The organism is Salinimonas profundi, from assembly GCF_014750655.1.
GTDB classification, from domain to species: domain Bacteria; phylum Pseudomonadota; class Gammaproteobacteria; order Enterobacterales; family Alteromonadaceae; genus Alteromonas; species Alteromonas profundi_A.
In genome coordinates, this window is the sequence record NZ_JABBXD010000001.1 from 449,836 (window position 1) to 475,321 (window position 25,486).

Sequence of the window (25,486 nt, forward strand, 5' to 3'; positions counted from 1 at the left end):
GATAATGTTCCTGTTTATTATTGTTTTGAGTGTGCGTAGCCCATAAAAAAGGCTGGCTCAACACCAGCCTTTCATGACTATTATTTTCTAATTATTGTTAATGGCATACTTGCCTGTATTAAGCATATCAAACGTGATATTTGCCGCTTCATCCAGGAAAGGATCCAGTTCTTCAACATCGTCCGGTATATCTTCAAGCGACTCAACAGGCTTTTTGCCCATTCTGGCCAAACGCTCGTTCGCGCGGGCTAAATTATGCTCTTCTTCTTCTTTTTTCTCAGCAAGGCGCTCTGATTTTACCAGCGACACAAAATCGCGATTCTTCTTCTCTTTATAGTCCTCAATATCTTCGTAGATATATTTGAACTCAGGGTTTTCCATAATTCGTTTATTATGCTTGGCAGTCAGCACATCAACAGCACTCTGGTCTGCACCGAACGTCGCATAATTAGCACGATCAATACTATCCCATGGTAACGCTGTCTCTTCCTGACTTTCGCCCCACTCAGCAGGGTCTATCGGCGATGGGTATTTTATATCCGGCACGACACCCTTATGTTGCGTGCTACCCCCATTTATTCGATAAAACTTAGCAATAGTGAACTGTACGCTACCAAGCGGATTCTCGTAAAGGTCATAGATGCGACCCAGTCCACGGTGTTGCTGTACAGTTCCCTTTCCAAATGTCTGTTCGCCGATGATCAATGCACGGTTATAGTCCTGCATTGCTGCTGCAAAAATCTCTGAAGCCGACGCGCTGTAACGATCGACCAGAACGGTCAATGGTCCTTCATAAGCCACTTCACCATCGGTATCACGGTTTACGCTGACCTTGCCCTCGCCGTAGCGAATCTGTACAACGGGCCCTTTTTCTATAAACAAACCGCTCAGCAACGTGGCTTCGGTTAACGAGCCGCCACCGTTACCACGCAAGTCTACGATGATACCCTTGACGTCTTGCGCATTGAGTTTATCGATTTCCTTACTGACATCAGCGTGAAGGTTGTTATAGAAACTTGGAATAGTTATAACACCCAGTTTTTCACCTTCATGCGGACCATTATCAGGGACGTAGATTTCTGATTTTGCAGCACGGTCTTCAAGTTTTATCTTGTCACGAGTAAGGTTCACCACAGACATTGATTTACTTTCACTGGCCCCTTTTTGAATTTGCAACCTAACCGTTGAGCCCTTAGGCCCTTTGATAAGATCAACAACTTCATCAAGTCGCCAGCCTACAACATCCACAAACTCTTCGTCATCTTGTGCAACGCCAATGATTTTATCTTCAGGCTTTAATGCCTTGGATTTATCTGCAGGGCCACCGGGAACGATGCTTTTAATAACGGTGAAGTCTTCTTCACTTTGCAATACCGCACCGATACCTTCAAAAGACAGGTTCATCTCCATTTGAAAACGATCGGCATTGCGCGGTGAAAGGTAACTGGTGTGCGCCTCAATACTTCTGGCGAAACTGTTCATGACAGTCTGAAAAACATCTTCGCTTTGAGTCTGTTTAATCCGTTTGATTGCACGGTTATAACGCTTGGTCAGCAGCTCTTTCGCTTCATCCCAGGTTTTATCCGCTAAAATCAGATTCAGCGCATCGTATTTAACACGCTGACGCCATAATTCATTCAGCTCTTTTTCTGATGTTGCCCAAGTGGCGTCTTCTCTGTCGTAATAGAATTTGTCATCCGATTTCTCAAAGTCAAACTCTTCATCCAAAAGCGAAAGTGCATATTCATAACGCTGCATTCTGCGTTCGGAGGCCTGATTGAAAATATCGTATGCGACTTTCAGATTTCCGCGAGACAGTGCCTCGTCAAAATCATCCTGGTAGCGCTTAAAATTTTCAACATCAGACTTCAATAACACCTGTTTATTGTTGTCGATTGCTTTGAGAAAACGATTGAAGATTTTTTCAGACAGCGCATTATCCAACGCAATTTCCTTGTAGTGCGCTCTGGTAAACAGTGCACTCACCCTCTTCGCAGCAACGCTATGCTGAGTTTCCTGTTGGAGAATGGGTAACTCTTCAACGTCAGGCGTAGTGGTGACAGCCCCTGCTCCAACACCCATAGTCAGAAATGCAGTGGCAATGGAAATACGAAGGATATCTTTCATGTATTACGACCTCTTGGAGCCAGCCAAACGTAAAGCGTCCGAATTCACTTTTACTACCATCCCGGTATCTAGCTGAACATGGATGCCATCTTTGGCTACTTCAGTAATGACGGCAGGCATTGGCGCCTTGCCCAACTTAACCGTAACTCTTGTCCCGGCATGAAGATCTGATTCGGACAATTTTGCCGGGGGAGTCTTCATTGGTCTATCAGATTTCGGTTTAGTTCCCTTTTTTGCTTCGCCAGTACGCTTGGTTGACGTGGCACCTGGCTTAGCGTTGTTACGACGCGGCGGGCGTTTTTCACCGTCCTGCTGTTGCCTCGCTTTGCGTTTCTCCGCTGCTTTTGCTTTGCTCTCGTCAAGTTGCTGCTTGGCGTGGTCAGCGTGCTCTTTTTCAATCTGAGCATCCTGATTGCCATCCAAGTCAACGCGATATGCGCCTTCTTTGATGCTATGCAGATAACGCCAACTGTTAGTGTAGTGTCTTAATGTAGAGCGTAGCAGAGTTTTGCTGACTCGCTCTTCATCTTCTAATCTTGTTGCCAATTCCTGAAAAATACCAATTTTCAGTGGACGCGCTTCGCCCTCGGTAGAAAAACAGTGTGGGAAACGTTCCGCCAAAAAGGCAATCACTTCTTTACTGTTAGAAAACTTTTCTGCTGATTCCATTAAATTTAACGCTAGTTAGTAAAAATCCGAATTATCCGCATCATCCCAAGTTGCCAGCGTGTGGTCAACCCAATCCAGCAATTCATCATCGTCAATGTCCAATAAACTGGCATTTTGGTGCCACTCTTCCCATGTGTAGTGTAATATTCGTTCAAGCCTGCCTGTATCGATGTCTTCATCGGCTTTATCATACATGGCATGCAGAATGAAATTTAAACGCTCCGCCGCCTCATGAGGATCTGAATGGTGGTCATCCATATCTTCGGGGGTAGCCAGTACCACATGAATGTCTACATTATCTTTCATGCCTGGGTTGCTTCCAGCGTATGTGCTATTTTCTCAAGTCCGGTTTTATCCACATCAGTAAAACGTCCATATTCAGGGCTGTCTATGTCCAGTACGCCAATCAGTTGGTCATTCACAATTAGAGGAATAACAATTTCTGAATTCGACGCGGCATCACAGGCAATATGGCCATCAAATGCATGGACATCCTCAACCACTAGCGTATTTCGTTTTGCCGCCGCGGTGCCACAAACGCCCTGATTCATTGGGATGCGAATGCAGGCAGGCTGCCCCTGAAACGGACCAAGCACCAACTGCTCTTCTTTATAAAGGTAAAAACCGGCCCAGTTTACTTTTTCAAGATGATTAAACAGTAGCGCACTGATATTCGCCATGTTGGCAATCAAATCTTTTTCACCACTCACTAGCGCTTCAGCCTGTGCGGCTAACCGTTCATACTCATTTTGTGACACTATTGTTCTCCGTTTTTAACTGCATCTAACGCGAAAATCACATTCACATTTGCTTCAATCTGTTGCTGCCCCGGCATTGCCGCAGATTCGTCAGCCATCGCCATTCTTGTCTTTGCCGAGGAAAATACCATACCACCATGCTGCTGGGTAACGCTGATTACACTGCCAACACGTACATCCAGCTCAGCAGCTATCAGGCCTGCCCGTGATTTGGAATCACTAATGGCATTTATCAAGGCTTGTTGATAGGCATCCTGCTGACTTTGTGAAACAAGTTCAAATTGGCTTATCCGTGTTACGCCCCGCTTGAGCGCACCATCAATAATACGATCATACTGGTCAATCTGGTTATGCGTAACCGAAACCTCTCTGGAAAGAACAAAGCCCTCCTGCTTACGCCCCTGCGCACTATTCTCATACCAGGGCGAAAGCCTTATCTGCATGGACTGAATATTTTTGGCAGGCACACCCTGGTCCATTAAAAACGTGGTTAGCTGATTCAGGTCATTCTGAAGTTGCGTATTGAGTTTACTGACAGTTTCACCTTTTTGCTCCAGGATAAAAGTTACGCTAAAAGCATCCGGGGTAACTGCAACACTGCCGGTGCCCTGCACCTGAATCTGCGCTACGGGCTGCATTGTATTTTGCTGTTGCGCGATACTGGCTGCAGAAAATACCATCGTCATGATTGCCAGTGCGCTGTTAAGAATGTACCTGATAGCCGGCGTTCGCATATGTATTGCTCCTGTTTTATTTAACTACGTGTTTTCGCATTGGTGCGATTGGTACTATGCCGTTACCAATGTGAACAATGTATGAATGAACACTTAACCAAAAAACCAGTAACTGACTGTTATTGCAGTAAGTATACCGGCAGCGTCGGCGGCCAGACAGCAAACTACCGCATGTCGGGCATGTTTTATCCCAACAGCGCCTAAATAAACGGCCAGTACATAAAACGTGGTTTCAGTGGAGCCCTGAAGTACTGAGGCCAGGCGACCTGCAAAGGAATCTGCACCCTGAAACTGCATAGTTTCTATCATCAGCGCTCTGGCACCACTCCCGGACAGCGGTTTCATCAACGCTGTTGGAATGGCTTCAACAAAGCGTGTATCGCCGCCCAGCATAGCAACCAGTGTAGCAAGTATATCTGAAACATAGTCCAGCACACCGCTGGCACGCAACATACCAATTGCAATTAGCATCGCCAGCAAATAAGGGATTAGGTAGACGGCAACCTCGAAACCCTTTTTAGCGCCATCAATAAATAACTCATAGGTATTGAGTTTCTTCCGGTAGCCCGCCAGCAGCACGGTAATCACAAAACTTAACAGTAAAAAATTAGCCACAACGGAGGACTGGCTGGCTAACTGGTCTGCCGCAAGTGTTGAAAAGTAAAGCACTACCGCCGTCAGGGCGGCAAATATGGCGGCGGCGTACAGCACAATAACTTTATCAAAGAGGTTGATTTTCTGTACCATGGCCGTGACCAGCACGCCGGCAAGTGTCGATGCACTGGTAGCAAGTAATATAGGTATAAAAACATCGGTTGGCTGCGCTGCGCCCTGCTCCGCACGATATAAAAAGACAGCAATCGGAAACAGCGTCACAGAAGACGTGTTGAGGACCAGAAATAAGATCTGGCTGTTTGTCAGTGTATCAGGCTTATTATTGAGCTTTTGCATATCCTGCATGGCGCGAATGCCGAACGGCGTTGCAGCGTTATCCAAGCCCATTACATTGGCTGACAAATTCATGGTGATACTGCCTAATGACGGATGGTCACGGGGGATCTGCGGCATAATCCTGCATAGTAGTGGCGATAGCAGACGTGCAAACTTCTGAATCATTCCTGATTTTTCAGCAACCTCAAAAATGCCCAGCCAGAAAGCGAGCACACCGATAAGCCCAATCGCAATATCTACACTGAGCCCTGCCATACTGCTTACGGCTGTCATGACCTGTTCAAACCCGGCACTGCCGGCACCGGTCAAGGCCTGAGCACAGGTTGCGATAAATGCCGTAAGAATAAAGGATAGCCAAATTTTATGAATCATTACTGCTTGTTGTTCATTGTTCTTTTGGGCAGTGTATCAGAAAGTGCACAAAACCCTATGACCCTCTCAGCAGGGGCAACCTCTGAGGCTTGCAAAGATTAAAGCAAGTATATAACCTTGCTTTGTAATGAGTGAAAAGGAAAAGACAGGCAATGATTGCGGTGATGAATGTCGATTTAGTGGGGTCGAGTCAGCTGACACCCGCTAACTACGCCAGCATGCTTCAGGCACTGGAAAATTATCTGGAAACGATAAAGCAACAGTACAACGTTATCTATTCTGTTTACAGGGGCGATGAGTTTCAAATTGCCACGCGGCAAGCAGACATTGCGGGAAAGCTTTTACTGGAAATCAAATTATGGCTCGCCAGCGAGCGCGCCGGCTTACCTTTGCAAAGTACCATCAGTCTTGCATTTGGTCCTGGTACAGTTACCGGTAACGACCCGGGTAAAAATAATGGTGATACTTATATTTTAGCCGGCAGAACGCTTGATTCGCTTAAAAGTGGTCAGCTCATGATTAATGTGGCTGATAAAAAAATGTCTGCCCTGACGATTATATGTCACCAGCTCAGCTATATATTAAACCGGTTAAACACCAGTCAGATGAGTTTGTTGTATGACTACGTGACCAATGACTTTCCCACACATCAGTCTCTGGCAGAAAAATTATCTACTTCACGTCAGAACATCAGTGAGCGACTGCGCGCGGCCGGCGCAGAGCTGTTGCCGGAATTTATAGCCTATACCCAAGAATTAATCTGCGAGGATGGATCCGTATAAATGACAGTTTTATTGTTATTACTCACCGCCCATTTTATCGGCGATTTTTACTTACAGCCGCGCGCATGGATAGAAAACCGACACGCCAGAGGTATCAGAGCCAGCGCGCTATATAAGCACAGCGTAATTCATTTTGCGTTAGCAACACTGGCGCTATGGATAGCAGATGCCGGCTTTGTAGCTGCCATCGTGTGGGGGCTGTTTATTGCGCTGACCCACTGGTTGATTGACTGGGCAAAATCCGGCCATCACAGTCTCATCGCGTTCATTATCGACCAGCTGGCACATATTCTTGCAATCCTGACAGTGACTGTGCTGCTAACAGGTGTTACCAAAGCACAGCTAAGTGCAATGGCTGCTATGTTGATAGAGCCTGACACACTACTATGTATGCTTGGCTATATTATTGTGCTTAATCCCGCCAGTATTCTTATTGCTCAGGTGCTGGCGCGACACACAAAAGTTCTCGCCACCGGTGAAAATCAGAGCCTGGGAGATGCTGGTCGCTGGATTGGCTATGTAGAACGCGTACTGGCGCTGTCTTTTATACTGGTAGGTCAGTATACCGGGCTCGGATTTCTGGTTGCCACGAAAACCGTCTTTCGGGTAGGTGATCTCTCTAAAGCCAAAGACATGCGATTGACAGAGTACATGATGCTGGGAACATTATTCAGTTTTGCACTGGCACTGATTGTTGGCTGGATTATCATCGCTATCGTACCCGCCTGACAGGAGATTGCGGGTACGACACTTCAAGGCATTATGAAAACAACCCGGCGTTAGCGGATAACCTTGCTAATACTGGCCACACAATGATCAATGTTGCGGTCCTTACAGGCAAACCCCATCAACCCTATTCGCCAGACTTTACCGGCAAGGTCGCCCAGCCCGGCACCAATTTCAAGATTAAATTCATCAAGAAGCTGCTTTCTGACTGCTGCATCGTCAACCCCGTCAGGAATAGTAACGACATTAAGCTGTGGCAACCGATACGCTTGATCAACGGCAAAGCTGATGCCTAAATCAGTCAGTCCCTTGTACAGCTTTTCATGCCCCTGTTGATGGCGTTGCCACGCCTGAGATAACCCTTCTTCTTTCAACATTAGCAGTGACTCATGCAACGCGTACAGGCTATTGACAGGTGCAGTGTGATGATAGGCCCGCTTACCTCCCTTGCCCCAATATCCCATAATAAGGTTCATATCCAGAAACCAGCTTTGCACCGGCACCTGACGATTCTGAATACGCTCTACAGCACGCGGACCAAATGAAACTGGCGATATTCCGGGCACACAGCTCAGACATTTTTGCGAACCTGAATAAATCGCATCAATGCCCCATCCGTCCACATCAACCTCGATACCACCCAGCGACGTCACCGCATCAACAATACTCAGGCAATCATATTGCCGGGCCAACTGGCACAACTGCCGGGCATCGTTTCGCACGCCTGTTGAGGTTTCAGCATGAACAAATGCTAAAATCTTTATATCCGGGTGTGCGTTTAGCTCATCTTCGACCTTTTGCAGGTCGGTCTGCGTGCCCCAGTCGTCTTCAACAACCAGCGCCTGACCACCACAGCGAGTCACATTCTCAACCATGCGCTGGCCAAATACGCCATTTACACACACCAGCACCTTATCACCGGGTTCGACCAGATTGGCAAAACAGGCTTCCATCCCTGCCGAACCCGGCGCCGACACCGGCATGGTAAGCGGATTGTCAGTTTTAAAGGCGTATTGCAGCAAACCTTTAATATCATCCATCAGGTCGATAAAAAGCGGATCCAGATGCCCGACCGTTGGCCGCGCCATGGCATTAAGTACCCGTTGACTGACATCGGAGGGACCAGGGCCCATCAGTGTACGTTCAGGTGGGATAAAAGTGGCGTGATCCATAACGGTTCCTTAATACGTTCATGTGAACGTTGATTGTGACAACATATGGGAAAAAGCTCAATGCGCCTATTGTGACTATCAATCGAATGAATACCACGATAAAACAACATGTTGATCCATAAAGACAGATACGCGTAATGGAATTTGTGAATAAATTTTGTGCTTCTTGAATATGGATTTGTAAAGTGATCGGACCGGCTTAGAAAACGCTTGTCGCGGTTCACGATTTGAAATACATTTGACGCAGTTGGGTGTAAAAAAAATTCATAAAAATTTGTTTATAAATTGAGCAATTTTGGTCTACTATTAATAGGCTGTAAACAATTGCATGTACTTCTCCCTTTGCAAAAGTTAGCGCACGGCTCAGCAATGAGCCATTCCCCTAGGCCCAGAACGCAAGTTCTGGGCATTTTTTATGGGCGACAAAAACGTTATAAATAAGCAGCAGGATCTCTGGCAAGTTGCAAATTTTCTACAAAATTCTGACCGTTTTCCACATAGTGCTCTGCCGATTTTTCAAGCATACCTTCCGCGTCTTTTCCCAGCGTTTTAATCACTTTTCCTGGTGAGCCAACGACCAGCGAATAGTCAGGAATCTCCATATTCTCAGTAATCAGCGTATTGGCCCCAATTACACAATACTTTCCGATTTTTGCGCCGTTTAAAACCACGGCATTAATGCCTATCAGGCTGAAATCGTCAATGGTACAGCCATGCAGCATGACTTTATGCCCCACGGTCACCCCTTTGCCAATATGCATTTTTACACCGTGATCGGTATGTAACACACAGCCATCCTGTATATTGGTTTTTTCGCCTATAACGATACTGTCGCAGTCCCCACGGATCACTGCATTGAACCAGACACTGACATTGTTGTGTAACGTGACATCACCAATGACGTGCGCGCCGGGCGCAATATAAACCTGCTTTCCGATTTGAGGGGCTTTATCTTTAAGTTGATAGATCATAACAACTACTTATCCTTTTTACGAATCATGCCTTCTTGCATGGTGGTGGCAATAAGCTCTCCGGCCCGGTTGAAAATCTGTCCTTTCACGATGCCGCGGCTGTTGCCAGAAAAAGGACTGTCCATGGCATACAACAGCCAGTCATTTAAATTGACCGGGCGGTGAAACCACATTGCATGATCAATGGTAGCCATACGCAGGCCCTTATCAGAAACCGCAATGCCGTGAGGCTGAAGTGCAGTACTTAAAAAATGATAATCCGATGCATAAGCCAATGTAGCCTGATGCAACCCAAGGTTGTCGTCCATTTCATCCCGGACTTTCAGCCAGACATGCCGTACCGGCTCCCTGGCCTGCCCCTTAAATGAATTTGCAGCATCCACAGTGCGGATATCGATGGGCTTATGATAGCTGAGCGCTTCCTGCATGCTGGTTGACAATTTGTCGTAGTTTTTTTCGTAAAATGTAATATCGGAATCCAACGATTCCGGGTCGGGCACATCAGGCATATCGGCGTACTGATGTGTCATGCCGCCCTCGACAGTCTGGAAAGAAGCGGTCATATAAAATATATTGCGGCCATCCTGAATGGCTTTTACCCGTCTGGCGGAAAAGCTGCGCCCATCGCGGACAACTTCAACATCATATACGACCGGCTTTTTGGCATCACCGGGCAATAAAAAATAGGTGTGAAAAGAATGAACCACGCGATCGTCTTCTACTGTGTTGTGAGCAGCTGCAAGCGCCTGTCCCAGCACCTGACCGCCAAACAGTGCCCGGAAACCGAGATCCCAGCTTTGCCCTCGAAACAAACCTTTTTCGATGGACTCCAGTTCAAACAACGAGGACATTTTAACCTCAGACATGGTTTATCTACTCCATTTCACTAATAACTTTGGGATTACGGGGATAGTATTTTTCCGGTTGCTGCGCCTTATGCTCAAAAAAGCGCGTATCTTTATAGGGCAGCTTCATGAATCCTGAAATTCCCAGTCCGCGAATCCTGGGTACCGCTTCTACAATATCGGCTAATAACTGTTCAAATTGTGCTTTCTGACTATGATCAAGCAACATGTAATAACTATGGATTTTCAGATGAGCAGGCAGTGCCTCAAAGATAATACACCCTGTATGATGAATAGTATTGAGTTGCTCAAGGCGTTGCATTATCGCGTCCGGCAACTTAAGTAATTCATCGGGATCTTCACCATCTTCAAAATATGAATGCGTTCGACTGGTATCCTTTACTGCCGGCGTGCGGGAAAGTTCAAAAGGAATGCGACACGTCGTATCCGGAAGGAAGGCTTCATCAGCAGAGTCGCGTTCAATATGGATAGTATCTTTTGCATTGAACATACAACATTTAAAAATACCAGAGCGATGAATGGCGCGGGCCAGATTAATCACATTATTCACAGACTGCTCAAATGCCGCCTGCCTGTTCACATCGTAAAGATTCAGACTGGAGTCGACATAGACGCCATCTGGCTCCCAGCGAATAGCCATGCCCCCTACTACGGGAAACTTGCCTAACCGGCTGACGGCGGCAATAAAACCTTTTTCAGTTTCACCCATGCCCATCAGATAATTTTTATAATATCGCTCAAACTGCGCATCATTGATGTATTTAAGTTGCGCATCAGCTTCAGGCGCATGCTGGCGAAGGTAAGATTTTCGTGAGCTGTAAACGACGGTTTCGATGTCTTTATGCTCACTGCCTACCCAGACCGGTATCAACGGTGCCAGTTTTACCGGCACATCATCACCAAATACCATTTGATTTAACACATGCAAATGGGCAAACAAATAATCGGCACCCGAGCGCTGGTCACGTGGATTATCACTGAGCATATACGACAAAATATTAGCCAGCATTTTCGGCAAGCCCAGCGACTGTGGCGTGATGACTTTACGTCCGAACCGGCTCGACTGGCCTGATGCCAGCGCGTAAATAGTACTGGCCAGTCCCTGTTCATCAAATCTGGGGGATGACAGCGCGCCATTTAACTGCTCGTCCCCGATAAAATAGACATCGCCCAGCCTTGCATTGGTTTGCTGCATGTCCGAAGACATCAGGTCCATGACATTGGAAACAACGAACTGCCCTTCATTGTCCAGCTGCGCAAACACCGATGAGCCCCAGTCGATAAGCTGCACTCGCTCGCTGAGGGGGTCCCAGACCAGATTGGACGGTTTAATATCGCCATGCACAATCGGCTTAGGTTCTTTGTGTTGGGTATTACTGCGCAACGCAATAAGGATATGGGCCAGTTGTACAGTGATCTTAACAATAATACGCGCGGGTAACGGGCCGACCTGAAGGCTAAGCTGTTCAAGATCATCGCCTTCTGCACGCTGCATAACTAATATTGCCTGCTTCCTGACCTGCTGAAATGCAACAAGGGGCGGCACATTGGGGTGGGTGACCTGAGACAACATGAAAGCCTCATCTTCAAGGCGGTCTCTGACATGCTGAGGCAATGTGATTCTGGAAAATTTAAAAACATGTCGGGCACCGGATTCAGCCACGCCAGCGAACACAAAACCAAACGCACCTTTGCCTATCAGGCCAATCTCGGAATATCCCAGCTGTGAGAGCTGCTCAATACAGAGATTAACCCAGTCTTTTAGCTTCTTTGCATCAGCATGACTGAGCAAATAAATAGACTGCTCTTCCGGGATATAAAAGTGTTTGAGTGCAACCGCTTGGACAGTCATGATGCTTCTTGCTTTAACCATTGCAGCGAAAAGCGGGCGTCCGGGCCTATCGCAAGACATGCTTCTTTCATCGCCTGAGTAAGATGTTCATCAAGTTGCCAGGCTGGATTTATAATACACACGCCCGAACCATACATACCCGCATCGGGCGTATTTTCAGTTACCGTAAGCTCGGCTTTGAAACAGTTTTTACCTAATTTAGCAATATCCTGTACCATTTCCTGACACAGTCCGGCTTTTTCTTTTGCCCGTTCGGACAATAACGGATACCAGACCACTGCCTGCGCATTTTGCCACCGCTGTAACACGGTCGTAAGCGTTGTCTTTACCTGCCCGTATTCATCTTTAACTTCATAGGGTGGATCGATAAGTATCGCGCCGCGGTTAGGTGTTGGCGGCGTCATGGCGATCAGTCCTTCCAGTCCGTCCCGGTGGTGCAAATGAATACTTCCATTCTGGCCGTGCGATGAACCAAACGATGCCAGATTGCTTTGCAAAGCAGGAAATTCAGCAGGATGTAATTCCATCATATGCGCAGCATCCTGAGCCCGCATCGCACGTGCAGCCAAGCCGGGAGAGCCAGGATAAATACCCGCCTCCATCATAGGTTGCACAATTGCCATGTAGTCGGACAGCAAAGCGCTGGCTGGCTCAACGTCATCCAGTCTGGCTATTCCGCTATCATATTCGCGGTTTAGCATCGCCTGCTCGCTGTCAAGCGCGTACTGGCCAGCGCCCGCATGAGTATCAAACAGGACAAATGGTTTTGTTTTGCGTTTTAAATGAGAAATGACACCCAGCCAGGCGAGGTGTTTAAGAACATCGGCATGATTGCCTGCATGAAATGCGTGACGGTAACTAAGCACAAAAATCCCTGCGAAAAAGCCTATCTTGCTATATTACCTTTGCCAGGGAGCAAATACCAAGAGCACATAACAAAATGCGCCCCTGGTACATTACAGGTTATCTCAAATGCATGAGCATACTGGTTGGATTCGACAGATAACTGCACCACAGATTATTGAACCTGACCATGGTTGCACCGTCAATTATCCGGTGATCACCTGACCAGTTCACCTGCATGAGGTGTTGCGCCATAACATTACCGTTTTCATCAAAGCGCGGTAACTTTTGTGTTTTACCCAATGCCACGATGGCGGCTTCAGGTTTATTGATAACCGGTGTTGCCGTCATACCACCAATCGCACCGATATTTGAAATACTGATGGTGCCGCCTTTAAGCATATCACCGCCCAGTTTCCCTTCTCTGGCTTTATCTATAATGTCCTGCATTTGCTGAGCAATCTCAAACAAGCTCAAATCCTGAACACGTTTGATATTAGGCACCAGCAGACCAATTTTTGAATCAACCGCAAAGCCGATATTGTGATCATCGAAGTAGGACAACTCCGTGGCATCATCGTTTAGCTGGCTGTTAATAATCGGAAACTCAGTCAAAGCCAGCGACAGCGCTTTTACAAAAAAGGGCATAAAGCTCAGCTTCACATCTTTTTCAGCAAATACCGGTTTCAATTCGCTGCGCAACGTCATAAGCGCATCCATTTGCAACTCATCGCTCACCGTGAAATGAGGAATGGTTTGTACTGATGCGGTCATTTGTTTAGCCATTGCAGCACGGATACCTTTGACCGGCTCTGTGGTGATACCACCAGACGGCTTGGCGGTACTTTGTGCAGGTTGCGAAGACGCTGCTTTATCCGCTTTATCCTCGTCCCTGGCAGGCGATGTGATATCCAGCACATCCTGCTTAAGGATACGGCCTTTTTTACCTGAACCTTCCACGTTAGTCAGATCAATGTCTTTTTCTCTGGCTACACGGCGAACGGCCGGGCTGGCCAACACACGTCCGGGAATTTCAACCGGTGGCTCAAAGTCGCCATCGGGCCATTTTTGCTCCTGAGACTTTGAGACATTGCTTGTCCCACCGGCAGAGGCAGACTTATCCGATGGCGTGGCTTTGCTGGTCGACTCTGGCTGTGCCTGGGAAGGCGAATCCCCTTCTCCTTCAACTACCAGAGCAAATAAGGGCGCGTGTACTTTTGCAATATCACCCTGCTGATAGTACAGCTCGTGCACCTCACCTGCATGCTTAGCCGGAATCTCCACCATGGCTTTATCTGTCATGACTTCAACGACAGGCTGGTCTTCTTCTATGGTATCGCCTTTAGCGACATGCCATTTTACAATCTCGCACTCAACAATACCCTCACCAATATCAGGCAGAATAAAATCTTCAATCTGCCCCTTACCAGTGCTTGCTTCCTGCGCCTCATCCTTTGCCGCGTTATTTTCACGGCCCGGCACTTCCTCTTCCGCGGTAGGTGCCTGCGCTTTTTCGTTTGCTGAAGATGCCGGCGAGTCAGCAGTGCTTTCATCACCTTCAACATCCATTGCAAAAAGAGGCTCATGCACTTTGGCAATGTCGCCGACTTTATAATGCAGCTTTCTCACTACACCTGCGTGCATTGCCGGGATCTGAACAGTTGCCTTGTCAGTCATTACCTCAGCAACAGGCTGATCTTCTTCAATGGTGTCGCCCTCAGCAACCAGCCATTCAAGCAATTCACACTCTACAATTCCTTCACCGATATCCGGTAAAATAAATTCTGTTGTCATTCCGGGCCCCTAGTACTTCAGTGTACGTTTGATGGCTTCGTACGTTTTAAGCTCATCTGGCATATATTCTTTTTCGTGTGCCAGCGGATACGGTGTATCCAGGCCGCAAACACGCGCGATGGGCGCTTCCAGATACAAGAAGCAGCGATCCTGAATAGTCGCTGCCACTTCACTGGCAAACCCACCGGTCAATGGCGCTTCATGGTTAATCAGCAGGCGACCAGTCTTCATCACAGACTCTGCCACTGCATCGGCATCCCACGGTAAAATGGAACGAAGATCAATGATTTCACAAGAGACACCGTCTTCCAGCGCCATGTCCGCTGCTTTTTGCAATATCTCAATCTGTGCGCCCCAGCCCAGCAGCGTAATATCGCTTCCTTCCTGCACGGTATCGGCTTTACCTAAAGGCAATTCATAATCTTCTTCAGGTACATCGCTCACCGATGCGCGGTACAAACGCTTAGGCTCTAAAAACAGCACCGGGTTATCGTCACGAATAGAGGCTAACAGCAAGCCCTTTGCCTGATAAGGGTTGCGCGGGATAACAATTTTCAGACCCGGACAATGTGCAAAAAACGCCTCCGGTGACTGACTGTGGTAGTGACCACCGGCGATCCCCCCACCATAAGGGGTTCGGATAGTCAGTGTGCCGCAGGAAAACTGACCGCCTGAGCGATAACGGAACTTTGCAGTTTCGTTCACAATCTGGTCAAACGCCGGAAAGATATAGTCACCGAACTGAATTTCCGCAACCGGCACTGAGCCCTGTGAGGCCAGACCATTTGCAAAACCGATGATGCCCTGCTCTGTCAAAGGCGTGTTAAAACACCGGCCCCGACCATATTTTTCCTGTAGATTACTGGTGGCTCTGAATACACCGCCGAAATGACCCACATCTTCACCGAAAACCATGACGCGTTCGTCCTGATCCATCACGGTAATCAGGGCATTATTAATTGCTTGTAAGAGATTCATTTTCGCCATTACTTCACTCTCCCTGATGTTTTTGGATAGGCGTCGGGATACTGGCGGATATGGTCTTTTAGATTATCCAGCTGCTCTTTTAAATGCCATGGCACTTCATCGTAGACGTCACTGACGATATCTTCGATGGGATTGATTGACACTTTTTCTGCTTCTTTAAGTGCTTTGAGCACTTCCTGACGCGTCTCATCAATGAGCTGCTTGTTGGCCGCTTCATCATACCAGCCTTTTTGCTGCAACCATTTGGCCATGCGTTGAATGGGATCTTTAGCACGCCATTTATCTTCTTCTTCGCGCGAACGGTAGCCCGTCGGATCATCAGAAGTAGAGTGCGCGGCAAGGCGGTAGGTCATTGCTTCAATCAATACCGGACAGCGCTCTTCCAGTGCCAGCTCCCGGGCACGTTTGGTGGCAGCAAATACAGCCAGAGGATCGTTACCGTCTACGCGGATTGTTTTCACGCCGTATCCCAGACCACGCGAGGCGATGCCGTCACCGGCAAACTGTTCTGCGGCCGGCGTTGATATGGCATAACCATTATTACGACAAAAGAAAATGACCGGGCACTTCAACACTGCAGCCATATTCAGGCCCGCATGGAAGTCTCCCTCTGATGCCGCGCCTTCACCGAAATAACAGATAGTAATGGCATCGTTACCGGCCATTTTCTGTCCATAGGCGTAACCTGCAGCCTGTGGGATCTGCGTGCCTAGCGGTGACGAGATAGTCATAAAGTTAAGTGCCTTATCACCATAGTGAATGGGCATCTGACGGCCTTTATTAGGATCTTTTTCGTTACTGAACATCTGGTTCATGAACTGAGAGGTGGTATAACCTCTATAGGCCAGCGCGCCCTGTTCACGATATTGCGACATAATCATGTCGTCCGGTGATAATGCAGCAGCACTGCCGACAGCTGCCGCTTCTTCGCCGGTAGAGGCCAGATAAAAACTGATACGTCCCTGACGCTGTGCACCAATCATACGCTCATCCAGGACCCGGATGTATTCCATGGTGTCATATATTTTACGGGCGACGTCTTCGCTAAGCGCAGGTTCCTGTGCCTCATCGTGCAGCGTGCCATCAGGCTTAAGGATTTGCAGCATGGGTATATCAATCAGACCATTTTCAATAATATGGACCTGATGGGTGGTTTCTACCCGTGCCAGATGATTTCTGTCTTGCACTGTGAATCCCTCTCGTTGAGTTGAGGTAAAAAACGACTATGTAATGATGGTCTATGCTAGAGCATGTTCGATTTACAGACCTTGCTATTTACGAATCGAAACACGACAAAAGAAAATACTTTATCCTTTAATCATGGCTATGATTAGGATTACCGTCCTAATAATTTAACCAGCCATTAAACAATCTCCATATTATTTAACATTTTCATCCTTTTGGGACTGATTACGGTAATGTAATCAATACCGTCCAATTTGATGTTGGATTATTCATCAACTATTCATGTCTGAACTGGTATAGTGAATTAATAATCGATTCATCAGTTTATGGAGTTTCACTTTGACGTCGATGATGACCACACTTGCGAGCCTGCTGCTGACAGCAGGGATGACAGGAAGCGTTACCGCACAGCCCACTGACTTTAGGCCTTTGCACCCTACCTCTCAGGGAAAGGCAACCAGTTATAATCAGGTACGGCCCAACAGTATGGATGCTGACGACAGGTCGCAGGTTTATATTGTTCGGTTTGAAGCCCCCTCTGCCGTGCAATATCATCAGAATATTATCCAGCCTGCAAAAAATCAGCTAAACGCGCTGGTCCCGTACACGTCATCTGAACCTGTGAGTCAAAGCAGTAATGTAATCGAGTACGTCAATGCACTCCAACAGAAACAGAAACACCTTCTTGATGCCATGCGCAGTAAGATAGGTAATTTTACGGTACTCAACCAGTATCACTACGCCATCAATGGTGTAGCAATAAAAGCAAGTGCGGAACAAGCTAGGCTGTTGCGCAGCGTTGACGGTATTAAAACTATCGAAGCAGACGCCGTTCGCACCCTTGAGACGGATACCGGGCCATTGCTTATTGGTGCCGATAATGTCTGGGCTGGCACAGCAGGAAGCACCCCAGCGACATTCGGTGAGGGGGTGACCATCGCCGTGCTTGATACCGGTATCAATACCGATCATCCCTCCTTTGCTGATATCGGCGGCGATGGCTACGACCATACTAATCCACTGGGCTCAGGTAATTATCTGGGTGATTGTGCCAGAGGGTCTGCGCAATTATGTAATGATAAGCTAATCGGCGTTTACAGTTATCCGGCAATTACAGAGGTCTACACTGACACCGATGTGTTTGAAGAGGCGCTGCCGCAAAATGGCGAAGACTATAACGGTCATGGCACTCACGTGGCCGCTATTGCCGCCGGCAATATTCTTAGCGATGTGGCTGAAGTGTTGCCTGATGCCGGCCAGACACAAAGTGATGGCATCGAATCGGGCTTTATCTATGAGCAGATTTCCGGTGTGGCGCCCCATGCAAATATCGTCTCGTTCCAGGTATGTCTGCCCGGCGAGGACGACGATACTTACAATGGGTGCTACGACTCTGTCATTGCCAAAGCCATAGAAGATGCAATTGCCAGTGGTATTGTTGATGTCATCAATTTTTCTGTTTCCGGCGGTGGCGATCCCTGGACCGGCGCGGTAAACGAAGCATGGCTGGCGGCGCACAGTGCCGGCATTTTTACCTCTCATTCTGCCAGTAATTCCGGGCCTGATGACTTTACTACAGAGAAACAATCCCCCTGGATGACCGTAGTCGGCGCCACAACACACGGGCGTCTGGTGGACTACGAAAAACAAATTCAGAATTTTTCAGGTGGCACATTTACGCCTGCTCCGATGACCGGCTCCAGCAATACCGGGCAGATTCGTGCCCCGGTCATTTATGCCGGTGATGTTCCCAACCCGAATGATCCCGGCAATGATCCGGCACAATGTCTTGAGCCCTACCCTCAAGGTACATTTAATGGCGAAATAGTGGTGTGTGACAGGGGCGATATCGCCCGTATTGAGAAGGCAAAAAATGTTGCTGCCGGCGGTGCTGGCGGATATGTGCTGGCAAATACAGAAGGCGGCGCGACCAATCTTGCCAATGACACCTACGTAATCCCCGGCATTCATATTGATGCGCAGGATGCGGAAACCTTACGAAGCTGGCTCGCTTCAGGCAGCGAGCATATAGCGACAATTACCGCCGCAGATGGGGGTATTTCAGTAGATCCAGACGCTGCCGATATTGTTGCTGATTTTTCCTCGCGTGGGCCAAACTCATTAATCAGTACACTGACGCCCCATCTGACTGCACCCGGCGTAGACATATTTGCTGCGTTTTCTGATGAGCATTTTGGTCATGACATAACAGGCCCGGCACCGGCAGACTTTGCCTATTTGTCAGGCACATCTATGGCAAGTCCACATGTAGCCGGTTCGGCTGCACTGATTAAAGCGGCGCATCCTGACTGGACCCCTGATGAAATTCGTTCTGCCATGATGTTAACTGCACAAACAGCCGTACAGACCGGTAACAGCGGCCGCGCAGCCAGCTGGTTTGATATGGGCGCCGGACGCGTTCAGATTGATGCTGCCATGCAAAGCTCTCTTATTATGAATGAAACAACGGCACGATACCGCAATGCAGATCCTTCTTTGGGCGGCGAGCCTCGCAGTTTGAACATGCCTGCAGTGATAGATAGCGAATGTTTCAATCGGTGCACCTGGCAACGAACGGTAACGGCCACGCATGATGGTAGCTGGACCGCTCAGGCAAGCAGTGATGGCAATGCCTTCTCTGTTTCTGTGTCGCCGACTGCTTTCTCACTGGCTGCAGGTGAGTCACAAACGCTCACCATTGCAATGGACACCGAGTCGCTGAGCAACAATCAGCGAGGCATCGGGCAAATAAGTCTTACCGGTAACGATAATGCCATACTCCATATTCCGGTGGTGGCGTTTGCCAGTAATGGCACTATCCCGGATGCAATTGATATCGAAGCGCATCGTAATTTTGACAGCTTGCTGATTGAAGATGTGTACACCACAGAAATCAGTCAACTCACTGCGTCGTCTTATGGTTTCACGCCGGCGACAAAAACCGTTGAAACCCTGGCACCTGATTCCGATAACAGCGAGCTGTTGGACGATACCAGTGATGGTGTATATATGCTGCCTTTGACACTGGCCAGCTCTGATATACGTCTAGTGGCAGAGATCACCGACTCTAGCGCCGACGATATGGACTTATTCGTTATTTATGACCAAAATCAGAATGGCATACCGGAAGTGTCGGAGATAATTGCAGAAAGTACCTCATTTAACGTCACCGAGTATATTAGCCTGGAGCGCCCACAGCCCGGAGACTATTGGGTGGTCGTTCAGAACTGGGCCGGTTCGGGCGCTTCACAGGATGATTTTACACTTTATACCGGTGTGTTAAGTAATGCACTTAAATCGAATCTTATAGTAGAGGGGCCCGAATCGGTCGCAGCAGAAGAAGAGTTTGATTTGCGTTTGACCTGGGCATTACCTGAGGCAGTCATTGGCGATCGCTACTATGGTGCCTTCGCGCTTAGCAGTGATGCGAACGCCACCGCTGATGTGGGTTTTAGTACAGTGGATTTAGTCAGAGATCGGGATGACGTCTATCTTACCACTGAGGCGCCTGCCAGAGTGTCTGTGGGAGATATTATTCCCTTTACCGTTAATGTAATAACCAATGATACTAACCAGGATCGTAACTACGTCATTGATGTAACCCTGCCAGATTCTCTGGCGTTGGACACCAGCAGTGTAACGGGCGCCTCGTCAGTTTCTGACAATCAGATTGTCTGGGAAGTCACGCAAACAGCAGTAGAGACGCCTGAACAGCAGGTGGCCATCACCACTGCCGCTACAGACCTGCAATGCCAGGATGGTGCTGACCAGCTGGAGCCGTTTTTCTCCTGGACACCCGATGCACCCGATGCCCGACAATTTAAAACGTTTACCACCCCTGTATCCTATCTGGGCCAGACACAGACACATGTGACGGTGACGCAGAACGGCAAGGTGAATTTTGATCCTACGATGTCTCTTCAGACCATTGAGCAAACCGGGCTTGAAACTATTTCTGCACTTAACCAGATAAGCCCGTTTTATATACCGTCGGATGCAGCCACAGGCATGGCTACCCGGATGGTCAAAGATAGCCAGAATAACTCAGTGATCCAGTGGCACGATACCCAGTCGGAACACAAAGCGGCGCTGTTGCTGCGCGCAGGAAATGATACGACTCTACCCTCTATCGTGATGGCGTTTGATGAGGCAAATTCCCTGGCGCCTGCGACCGCGGTTAACAACGGAAAACCTTTGTGGCAACCAGTATCGGTAACCACGCGTCAACGTGATGCTGTCTGTGTTTATCCGTTGAACGCCGCAGTTCAGGTAGTAGCACAGCTACAATTCGAGGCGCGGGTAACGGATGCGGCAGCTCCTGGCCCCTTTGATATTCAGGTGGTATCTGCCATTACAAATGTCGAAGGCACTCGCGAAGAACGGGCTGCTCAGTTTACCGGCGTACAGATCGAAGCGGTTCCGCAGGTCGCAATTAATGGTGGCGCTGTAATAGCCATAACAGCTGGTCAGTCCCGACAAATCAGTGTTACTGCAACGGATGCCAACGGCGATAGCTTGCAATACCAGTGGACGCTGAGCAGCGCGGCAAACGCCACACTGTCTAACGCGACAACGGATACCGTAACGCTTGTCGCCCCGCAGGTAAGTGAGCCAACGGATTTGTCGCTACAGGTAACCGTGACAGATAGCTTTGGCAATCAGGCGTCTGATACAACCACCGTATCGGTATCACCTGCAACAACGCAAAACCGCAATCAGAATAGTGGCGGCGGTGGCGGCACTGTTCAGGGGTATATTTTACTTATTCTGTGTGTGATGGCGCTGTTACGCAAAATAAATGCTAATGCTAGTCGTCGGCACTGATGATGTTACTTTCACCTATCGGCTGGTAAGTGGAAGGTTTGTCGATGGGTACGGCATTTAATGGCTGGCGAATTTTAGGTGTCAGCAGATAGTTAAGCGTGCCTGATGTCATCATTGGGTTGAGCCAGTCCTGCATGCTGCCATCACTGGCACTAAGCATTAACGGGCTGGCTTTTTTATGGATATGCTGAAATTTATCATGAGGCGGCAGCGTAACCACTGAGCATGAGTATTCTGTCAGTGACTGGCCCGAATCCGTAGTGTAATGCCAGGTCCGATAGAGACCGCCCAACGCCAGCGCGTCATCTTGCGGCACCATCATATCGTGATAATATTTTTTACCTTCAATATTGATGGTTTCACCGAAACCGCTGGCGGGAATTATACAGCGCTGGTTTCTGTAGGCCTGATAACCGGCACTGCCGCGTTTGTTCAGTTTATCGTAACGGGTGTTAAAAGAGGTATACCGGGATGGTTTGAAGGCACCCTCCGGGGAGGCTTTTTCCAGTAATAACCACCAAATGGCATTCACCATCTGACGTTTATCATCGGCAGCGTTGAAAACCACCGATACCCTGTCGGTGGCACCTATGAAACGGGAAAATTGCATCCCCTCTTCTGGCCAAAATTGTATATCAAGTTGTTCACACAGGGCTCTAACACCGGCAGAGTCGGTAACATTAATTCTTCCACACATACACCCATACCTCCTGTTGGTTAGGGCAATGATGAGCGCGCAGCGTCCTCCTCAAGCGAGTCATCGTCTGAATCCATCGCCCCGCGAATCATCTCGTCAGATAAACGCTTGCTTGGTTGTACGCCAAGCCCCCGAAATTGTTCGACCTGCCTGACCAGATTGCCCCGCCCGGTAGATAATTTCCCCAGAGCACCGTCAAAATGCTTCTGCGTTGCTTCCAGGGATTTACCAATTTTATCCATATCAGCAACAAAACCGGTGAATTTGTCGTATAGTCGCCCGGCCTGCGCTGCAATTTTTTGCGCATTCTGGTTCTGGTATTCATACTGCCAGATATTGTTAATCGTTCGAAGCGCAACCAGAAGGTTGGTCGGGCTTACCAGCATGATATTGTGGTTAAGCGCCAGGGTCACTAAATCCGGCTCTTCTTCAATTGCCAGTAAGAATGCCGGTTCAACCGGTATAAACATCAGTACATAATCAAGGGTTTTGAGCCCTGCCAGTTCCTGGTAGTCTTTTGCGCCCAGCCCTTTAATATGCCCTTTTACCGAGCTGACATGTTCTTTAAGAAGCTGGCTGCGTTGAACTTCATCTTCTGCGTTAAAATAGCGCTCATACGCCGCCAGACTCACTTTTGAGTCAATAATGACATCTTTATCATTGGGCAGATGGACGACCACATCGGGTTGTTGTAACCGGCCATGGTCGCTTCGCAGTGACACCTGCGTTTCGAATTCATGCCCTTCACGCAGCCCTGATTCTTTTAAAATACGCTCCAGGACTACTTCACCCCAGTTACCCTGTTTTTTATTATCACCCTTTAGCGCCATGGTAAGAGCTGACGCTTCTTCGGTAATGCGCTGATTTAATTCTTTGAGCGACAGTATTTCGGTTTTCAGCGACGCGCGTTCCTGGCCTTCACGGTTGTACTGATCACTGATTTGTCGCTTAAAGCTTTCCAGTTGTTCTTTAAGCGGGTTAATCAGTGCGTCCATGCCGGATTTATTCGTCTGGGTAAACGATTCGCTTTTTTCGGTGAAAATCTTATTGGCAAGATTCTCAAACTGCGTTTGCAGACGCTGCTCGGCTGCTTCAAGCATGGCTATTTTTTCATCGTTAGACTGTGCGCTTTGTTTGAAACTGGCAGACTGCGCCTCATGACGTGCGTTAAGTTGTGAGTGTGCCTGCTGAAGATCCTTCAGCTCCTGGCGCTGGGCTGCATAATCTGACTCAAGACGCGCCAGCTGAGCGGCCTTTTGCCCCAGTTCACCGATTTGGTTTTGTGCATCGAACAGCCGTTCCTGCGAAACGGCCAGTTCGTCCTGCTTTGCCGAAAGCTGTCGGTTAAAATATAACTCGGCCTGCTCAGTTTGTTGCTGCAACAGGTGGTTTTGTTCGGTCAGCGAATTCCGCTCAAGCGAAAAGCGACGCTGGCAAAGCCAGTATGTGACAAGCGCGCCGCTTACTAATCCCGCCAACGCGCCACTGCCGATAAGCGTCAATGCTTCTGTATTCATTCTTTTTATGTCCGATAAAACAAAAAACGGGCACTTGTCTCAAGTGCCCGTCTTATCCTACACCAGCAAAAGCTTATTTAGCCAGTTCGCTGTCCAGTTCTTCTATTTTCGCTTTCCAGATTGCCGGGCCGGTTTCGTGTGCATTGGCGCCGGTGCTGTCTACCGCAACGGTAACCGGCATGTCTTCTACTTCAAATTCGTAGATAGCTTCCATACCTAAATCTTCAAATGCCACAACCCGCGACTTTTTAATCGCTTTGGAAACCAGATAGGCAGCGCCGCCTACGGCCATCAGATACACCGCTTTGTGTTTCGCGATGGAATCCACCGTTGCCGGGCCACGTTCTGCTTTACCAATCATGCCGATAAGGCCGGTTTGCTCCAGCATCATATCGGTGAATTTATCCATGCGGGTTGCTGTGGTAGGCCCGGCTGGTCCAACAACCTCCTCGCCTACAGCATCCACAGGGCCGACGTAATAAATGAAGCGGTTAGTCAGGTCTACCCCGTCAGGCAGCCCTTCGCCATTTTCCATCATCGTCTGAATACGTTTGTGCGCAGCGTCGCGACCGGTAAGCATTTTGCCGGATAACAATACCGTCTCACCCACTTTCCAGTCCAGAATGTCATCTTTGGTCACTTCATCAAGATTAACGCGACGGGTATTTTCACCAACTTCCCAGGTTACCTCAGGCCACTCTTCAAGCTTAGGCGCCTTCAGTTCAGCAGGCCCGCTGCCGTCAAGATGAAAGTGGGCATGGCGAGTCGCCGCGCAGTTAGGGATCATTGCAACAGGCTTCGAGGCTGCGTGGGTAGGCACCGACATGATTTTCACATCCACCACGGTGGTCAGACCGCCAAGGCCCTGCGCGCCAATACCCAGGCCATTTACACGCTTGAAGATATCCAGGCGAAGTTTTTCTTCGGTCGTTTCGGGCCCGCGTTCCATCAGTTCGTGGATATCTACCGGATCCATGAGGCTTTCTTTGGCCAGTACAGCTGCTTTTTCAGCGGTACCGCCAATGCCTATCCCGAGCATCCCCGGTGGACACCAGCCCGCGCCCATTGTCGGCAATGTTTTTACTACCCACTCTGCGATATCATCGCTGGGGTTTAGCATCACCATTTTAGATTTGTTTTCAGAGCCACCGCCTTTGGCTGCGATCATCACCTCTACCTGATCACCGGGCACCATATCAATATGCACCACAGCAGGGGTGTTGTCTTTGGTATTTTTTCGTGCACCTGCCGGGTCAGCAACAATAGAAGCACGCAGCGGGTTGTCAGCATTGGTGTACGCACGGCGTGTGCCTTCGTTAACCATTTCCTGAACAGTCAGATCCGTTTTATCCCAGCTTACGCCCATACCGATTTTGACAAAACAGGTCACAATGCCGGTGTCCTGACATAAAGGGCGGTGACCCTCTGCAGACATTCTTGAGTTAATCAGAATCTGGGCCATGGCATCTTTAGCCGCCTGACTTTCTTCTTTCAGGTATGCCTTTTCAACCGCTTTGACATAATCCAGAGGGTGATAATAGGAAATAAACTGCAACGCATCTTCGATGCTATCGATAAAATCTTGCTGACGGATAACGGTCATGTCGTCCTCTTTAACTCGTCGGTTCGTGGTGTGTGCTTTTCAAAAATGCGTATACT

The 25,486-nt window shown here is 48.5% G+C and carries 20 protein-coding genes; 3 read left to right on the top strand and 17 right to left on the bottom strand.

What is annotated here, in order from left to right:
* Window positions 1-87 precede the first annotated feature (87 nt).
* The 6 genes from prc to HHX48_RS01965 all read right to left on the bottom strand — a co-directional run bounded on the left by prc (window position 88) and on the right by HHX48_RS01965 (window position 5,611).
* Entirely contained in the window at window positions 88-2,127 is a 2,040-nt protein-coding gene (gene prc, locus HHX48_RS01940) for a carboxy terminal-processing peptidase (RefSeq protein ID WP_191021947.1), read from the bottom strand.
* A 3-nt stretch (window positions 2,128-2,130) separates the two neighbouring features.
* On the bottom strand, window positions 2,131-2,796 hold the full coding sequence (gene proQ, locus HHX48_RS01945) for an RNA chaperone ProQ (RefSeq protein ID WP_191021948.1): 666 nt from the start codon (window positions 2,794-2,796) through the stop codon (window positions 2,131-2,133).
* Between the two features lie 15 nt (window positions 2,797-2,811).
* A complete protein-coding gene (locus HHX48_RS01950; RefSeq protein ID WP_191021949.1) occupies window positions 2,812-3,102 on the bottom strand; it encodes a hypothetical protein in 291 nt (96 codons plus the stop codon).
* Complete coding sequence (locus HHX48_RS01955) at window positions 3,099-3,557, bottom strand: GAF domain-containing protein (protein ID WP_397541059.1); 459 nt, start codon at window positions 3,555-3,557, stop codon at window positions 3,099-3,101. Before HHX48_RS01955 ends, HHX48_RS01950 begins: the two co-directional genes overlap by 4 nt.
* Window positions 3,554-4,288 (bottom strand): SIMPL domain-containing protein, encoded by a 735-nt coding sequence (locus HHX48_RS01960; RefSeq protein WP_191021950.1) that lies wholly within the window; start codon window positions 4,286-4,288, stop codon window positions 3,554-3,556. Before HHX48_RS01960 ends, HHX48_RS01955 begins: the two co-directional genes overlap by 4 nt.
* Window positions 4,289-4,381: 93 nt before the next feature.
* Window positions 4,382-5,611 carry a nucleoside recognition domain-containing protein gene (locus HHX48_RS01965; protein ID WP_191021951.1) on the bottom strand — a complete coding sequence of 410 codons (1,230 nt, stop codon included), beginning with the start codon at window positions 5,609-5,611 and terminating at the stop codon, window positions 4,382-4,384.
* Between the two features lie 152 nt (window positions 5,612-5,763).
* Here HHX48_RS01965 and HHX48_RS01970 point away from each other — a divergent pair, with 152 nt between their 5' ends.
* Together HHX48_RS01970 and HHX48_RS01975 are read left to right on the top strand one after the other, a co-directional pair.
* Window positions 5,764-6,393, top strand: coding sequence for a hypothetical protein (locus tag HHX48_RS01970; protein ID WP_191021952.1), 630 nt, complete (start codon window positions 5,764-5,766; stop codon window positions 6,391-6,393).
* Entirely contained in the window at window positions 6,394-7,122 is a 729-nt protein-coding gene (locus HHX48_RS01975) for a DUF3307 domain-containing protein (RefSeq protein WP_191021953.1), read from the top strand.
* A gap of 50 nt (window positions 7,123-7,172) precedes the next feature.
* Here the strand turns inward: HHX48_RS01975 and HHX48_RS01980 are convergent, their stop codons facing one another.
* From HHX48_RS01980 to HHX48_RS02015, 8 genes are all read right to left on the bottom strand, one after another.
* The gene (locus tag HHX48_RS01980) at window positions 7,173-8,291 is read right to left on the bottom strand and encodes a pyridoxal-phosphate-dependent aminotransferase family protein (RefSeq protein ID WP_397541054.1); all 1,119 of its coding nucleotides are present in this window, start codon (window positions 8,289-8,291) and stop codon (window positions 7,173-7,175) included.
* 431 nt (window positions 8,292-8,722) lie between these two features.
* The gene (locus HHX48_RS01985; RefSeq protein ID WP_191021954.1) at window positions 8,723-9,262 is read right to left on the bottom strand and encodes a gamma carbonic anhydrase family protein; all 540 of its coding nucleotides are present in this window, start codon (window positions 9,260-9,262) and stop codon (window positions 8,723-8,725) included.
* A gap of 5 nt (window positions 9,263-9,267) precedes the next feature.
* Window positions 9,268-10,128 carry an acyl-CoA thioesterase II gene (gene tesB / locus HHX48_RS01990; RefSeq protein WP_191021955.1) on the bottom strand — a complete coding sequence of 287 codons (861 nt, stop codon included), beginning with the start codon at window positions 10,126-10,128 and terminating at the stop codon, window positions 9,268-9,270.
* 7 nt (window positions 10,129-10,135) lie between these two features.
* Entirely contained in the window at window positions 10,136-11,980 is a 1,845-nt protein-coding gene (locus HHX48_RS01995) for a protein kinase domain-containing protein (RefSeq protein WP_191021956.1), read from the bottom strand.
* Window positions 11,977-12,846 (bottom strand): 23S rRNA (adenine(2030)-N(6))-methyltransferase RlmJ, encoded by an 870-nt coding sequence (locus tag HHX48_RS02000; protein ID WP_191021957.1) that lies wholly within the window; start codon window positions 12,844-12,846, stop codon window positions 11,977-11,979. The genes HHX48_RS01995 and HHX48_RS02000 overlap by 4 nt, the downstream gene beginning before the upstream one ends.
* A 97-nt stretch (window positions 12,847-12,943) precedes the next feature.
* Window positions 12,944-14,617 carry a dihydrolipoyllysine-residue acetyltransferase gene (locus HHX48_RS02005; protein WP_191021958.1) on the bottom strand — a complete coding sequence of 558 codons (1,674 nt, stop codon included), beginning with the start codon at window positions 14,615-14,617 and terminating at the stop codon, window positions 12,944-12,946.
* A gap of 9 nt (window positions 14,618-14,626) precedes the next feature.
* Entirely contained in the window at window positions 14,627-15,604 is a 978-nt protein-coding gene (locus HHX48_RS02010) for an alpha-ketoacid dehydrogenase subunit beta (RefSeq protein ID WP_191021959.1), read from the bottom strand.
* Window positions 15,604-16,791: a thiamine pyrophosphate-dependent dehydrogenase E1 component subunit alpha gene (locus HHX48_RS02015; protein WP_191021960.1), complete on the bottom strand. Its 1,188-nt coding sequence runs from the start codon at window positions 16,789-16,791 to the stop codon at window positions 15,604-15,606. Before HHX48_RS02015 ends, HHX48_RS02010 begins: the two co-directional genes overlap by 1 nt.
* A 346-nt stretch (window positions 16,792-17,137) precedes the next feature.
* Between HHX48_RS02015 and HHX48_RS18905 the strand changes: the two genes are divergently transcribed.
* On the top strand, window positions 17,138-21,613 hold the full coding sequence (locus HHX48_RS18905; protein WP_317983473.1) for a S8 family serine peptidase: 4,476 nt from the start codon (window positions 17,138-17,140) through the stop codon (window positions 21,611-21,613).
* On the opposite strand, the gene HHX48_RS02025 is transcribed toward HHX48_RS18905, so the two are convergent.
* The 3 genes from HHX48_RS02025 to HHX48_RS02035 all read right to left on the bottom strand — a co-directional run bounded on the left by HHX48_RS02025 (window position 21,597) and on the right by HHX48_RS02035 (window position 25,430).
* Complete coding sequence (locus HHX48_RS02025; protein ID WP_191021962.1) at window positions 21,597-22,310, bottom strand: SOS response-associated peptidase family protein; 714 nt, start codon at window positions 22,308-22,310, stop codon at window positions 21,597-21,599. The genes HHX48_RS18905 and HHX48_RS02025 overlap by 17 nt on opposite strands.
* A gap of 20 nt (window positions 22,311-22,330) precedes the next feature.
* The gene (gene rmuC, locus HHX48_RS02030) at window positions 22,331-23,827 is read right to left on the bottom strand and encodes a DNA recombination protein RmuC (RefSeq protein ID WP_191021963.1); all 1,497 of its coding nucleotides are present in this window, start codon (window positions 23,825-23,827) and stop codon (window positions 22,331-22,333) included.
* Between the two features lie 73 nt (window positions 23,828-23,900).
* Window positions 23,901-25,430 carry a fumarate hydratase gene (locus HHX48_RS02035; protein WP_191021964.1) on the bottom strand — a complete coding sequence of 510 codons (1,530 nt, stop codon included), beginning with the start codon at window positions 25,428-25,430 and terminating at the stop codon, window positions 23,901-23,903.
* Window positions 25,431-25,486 lie beyond the last annotated feature (56 nt).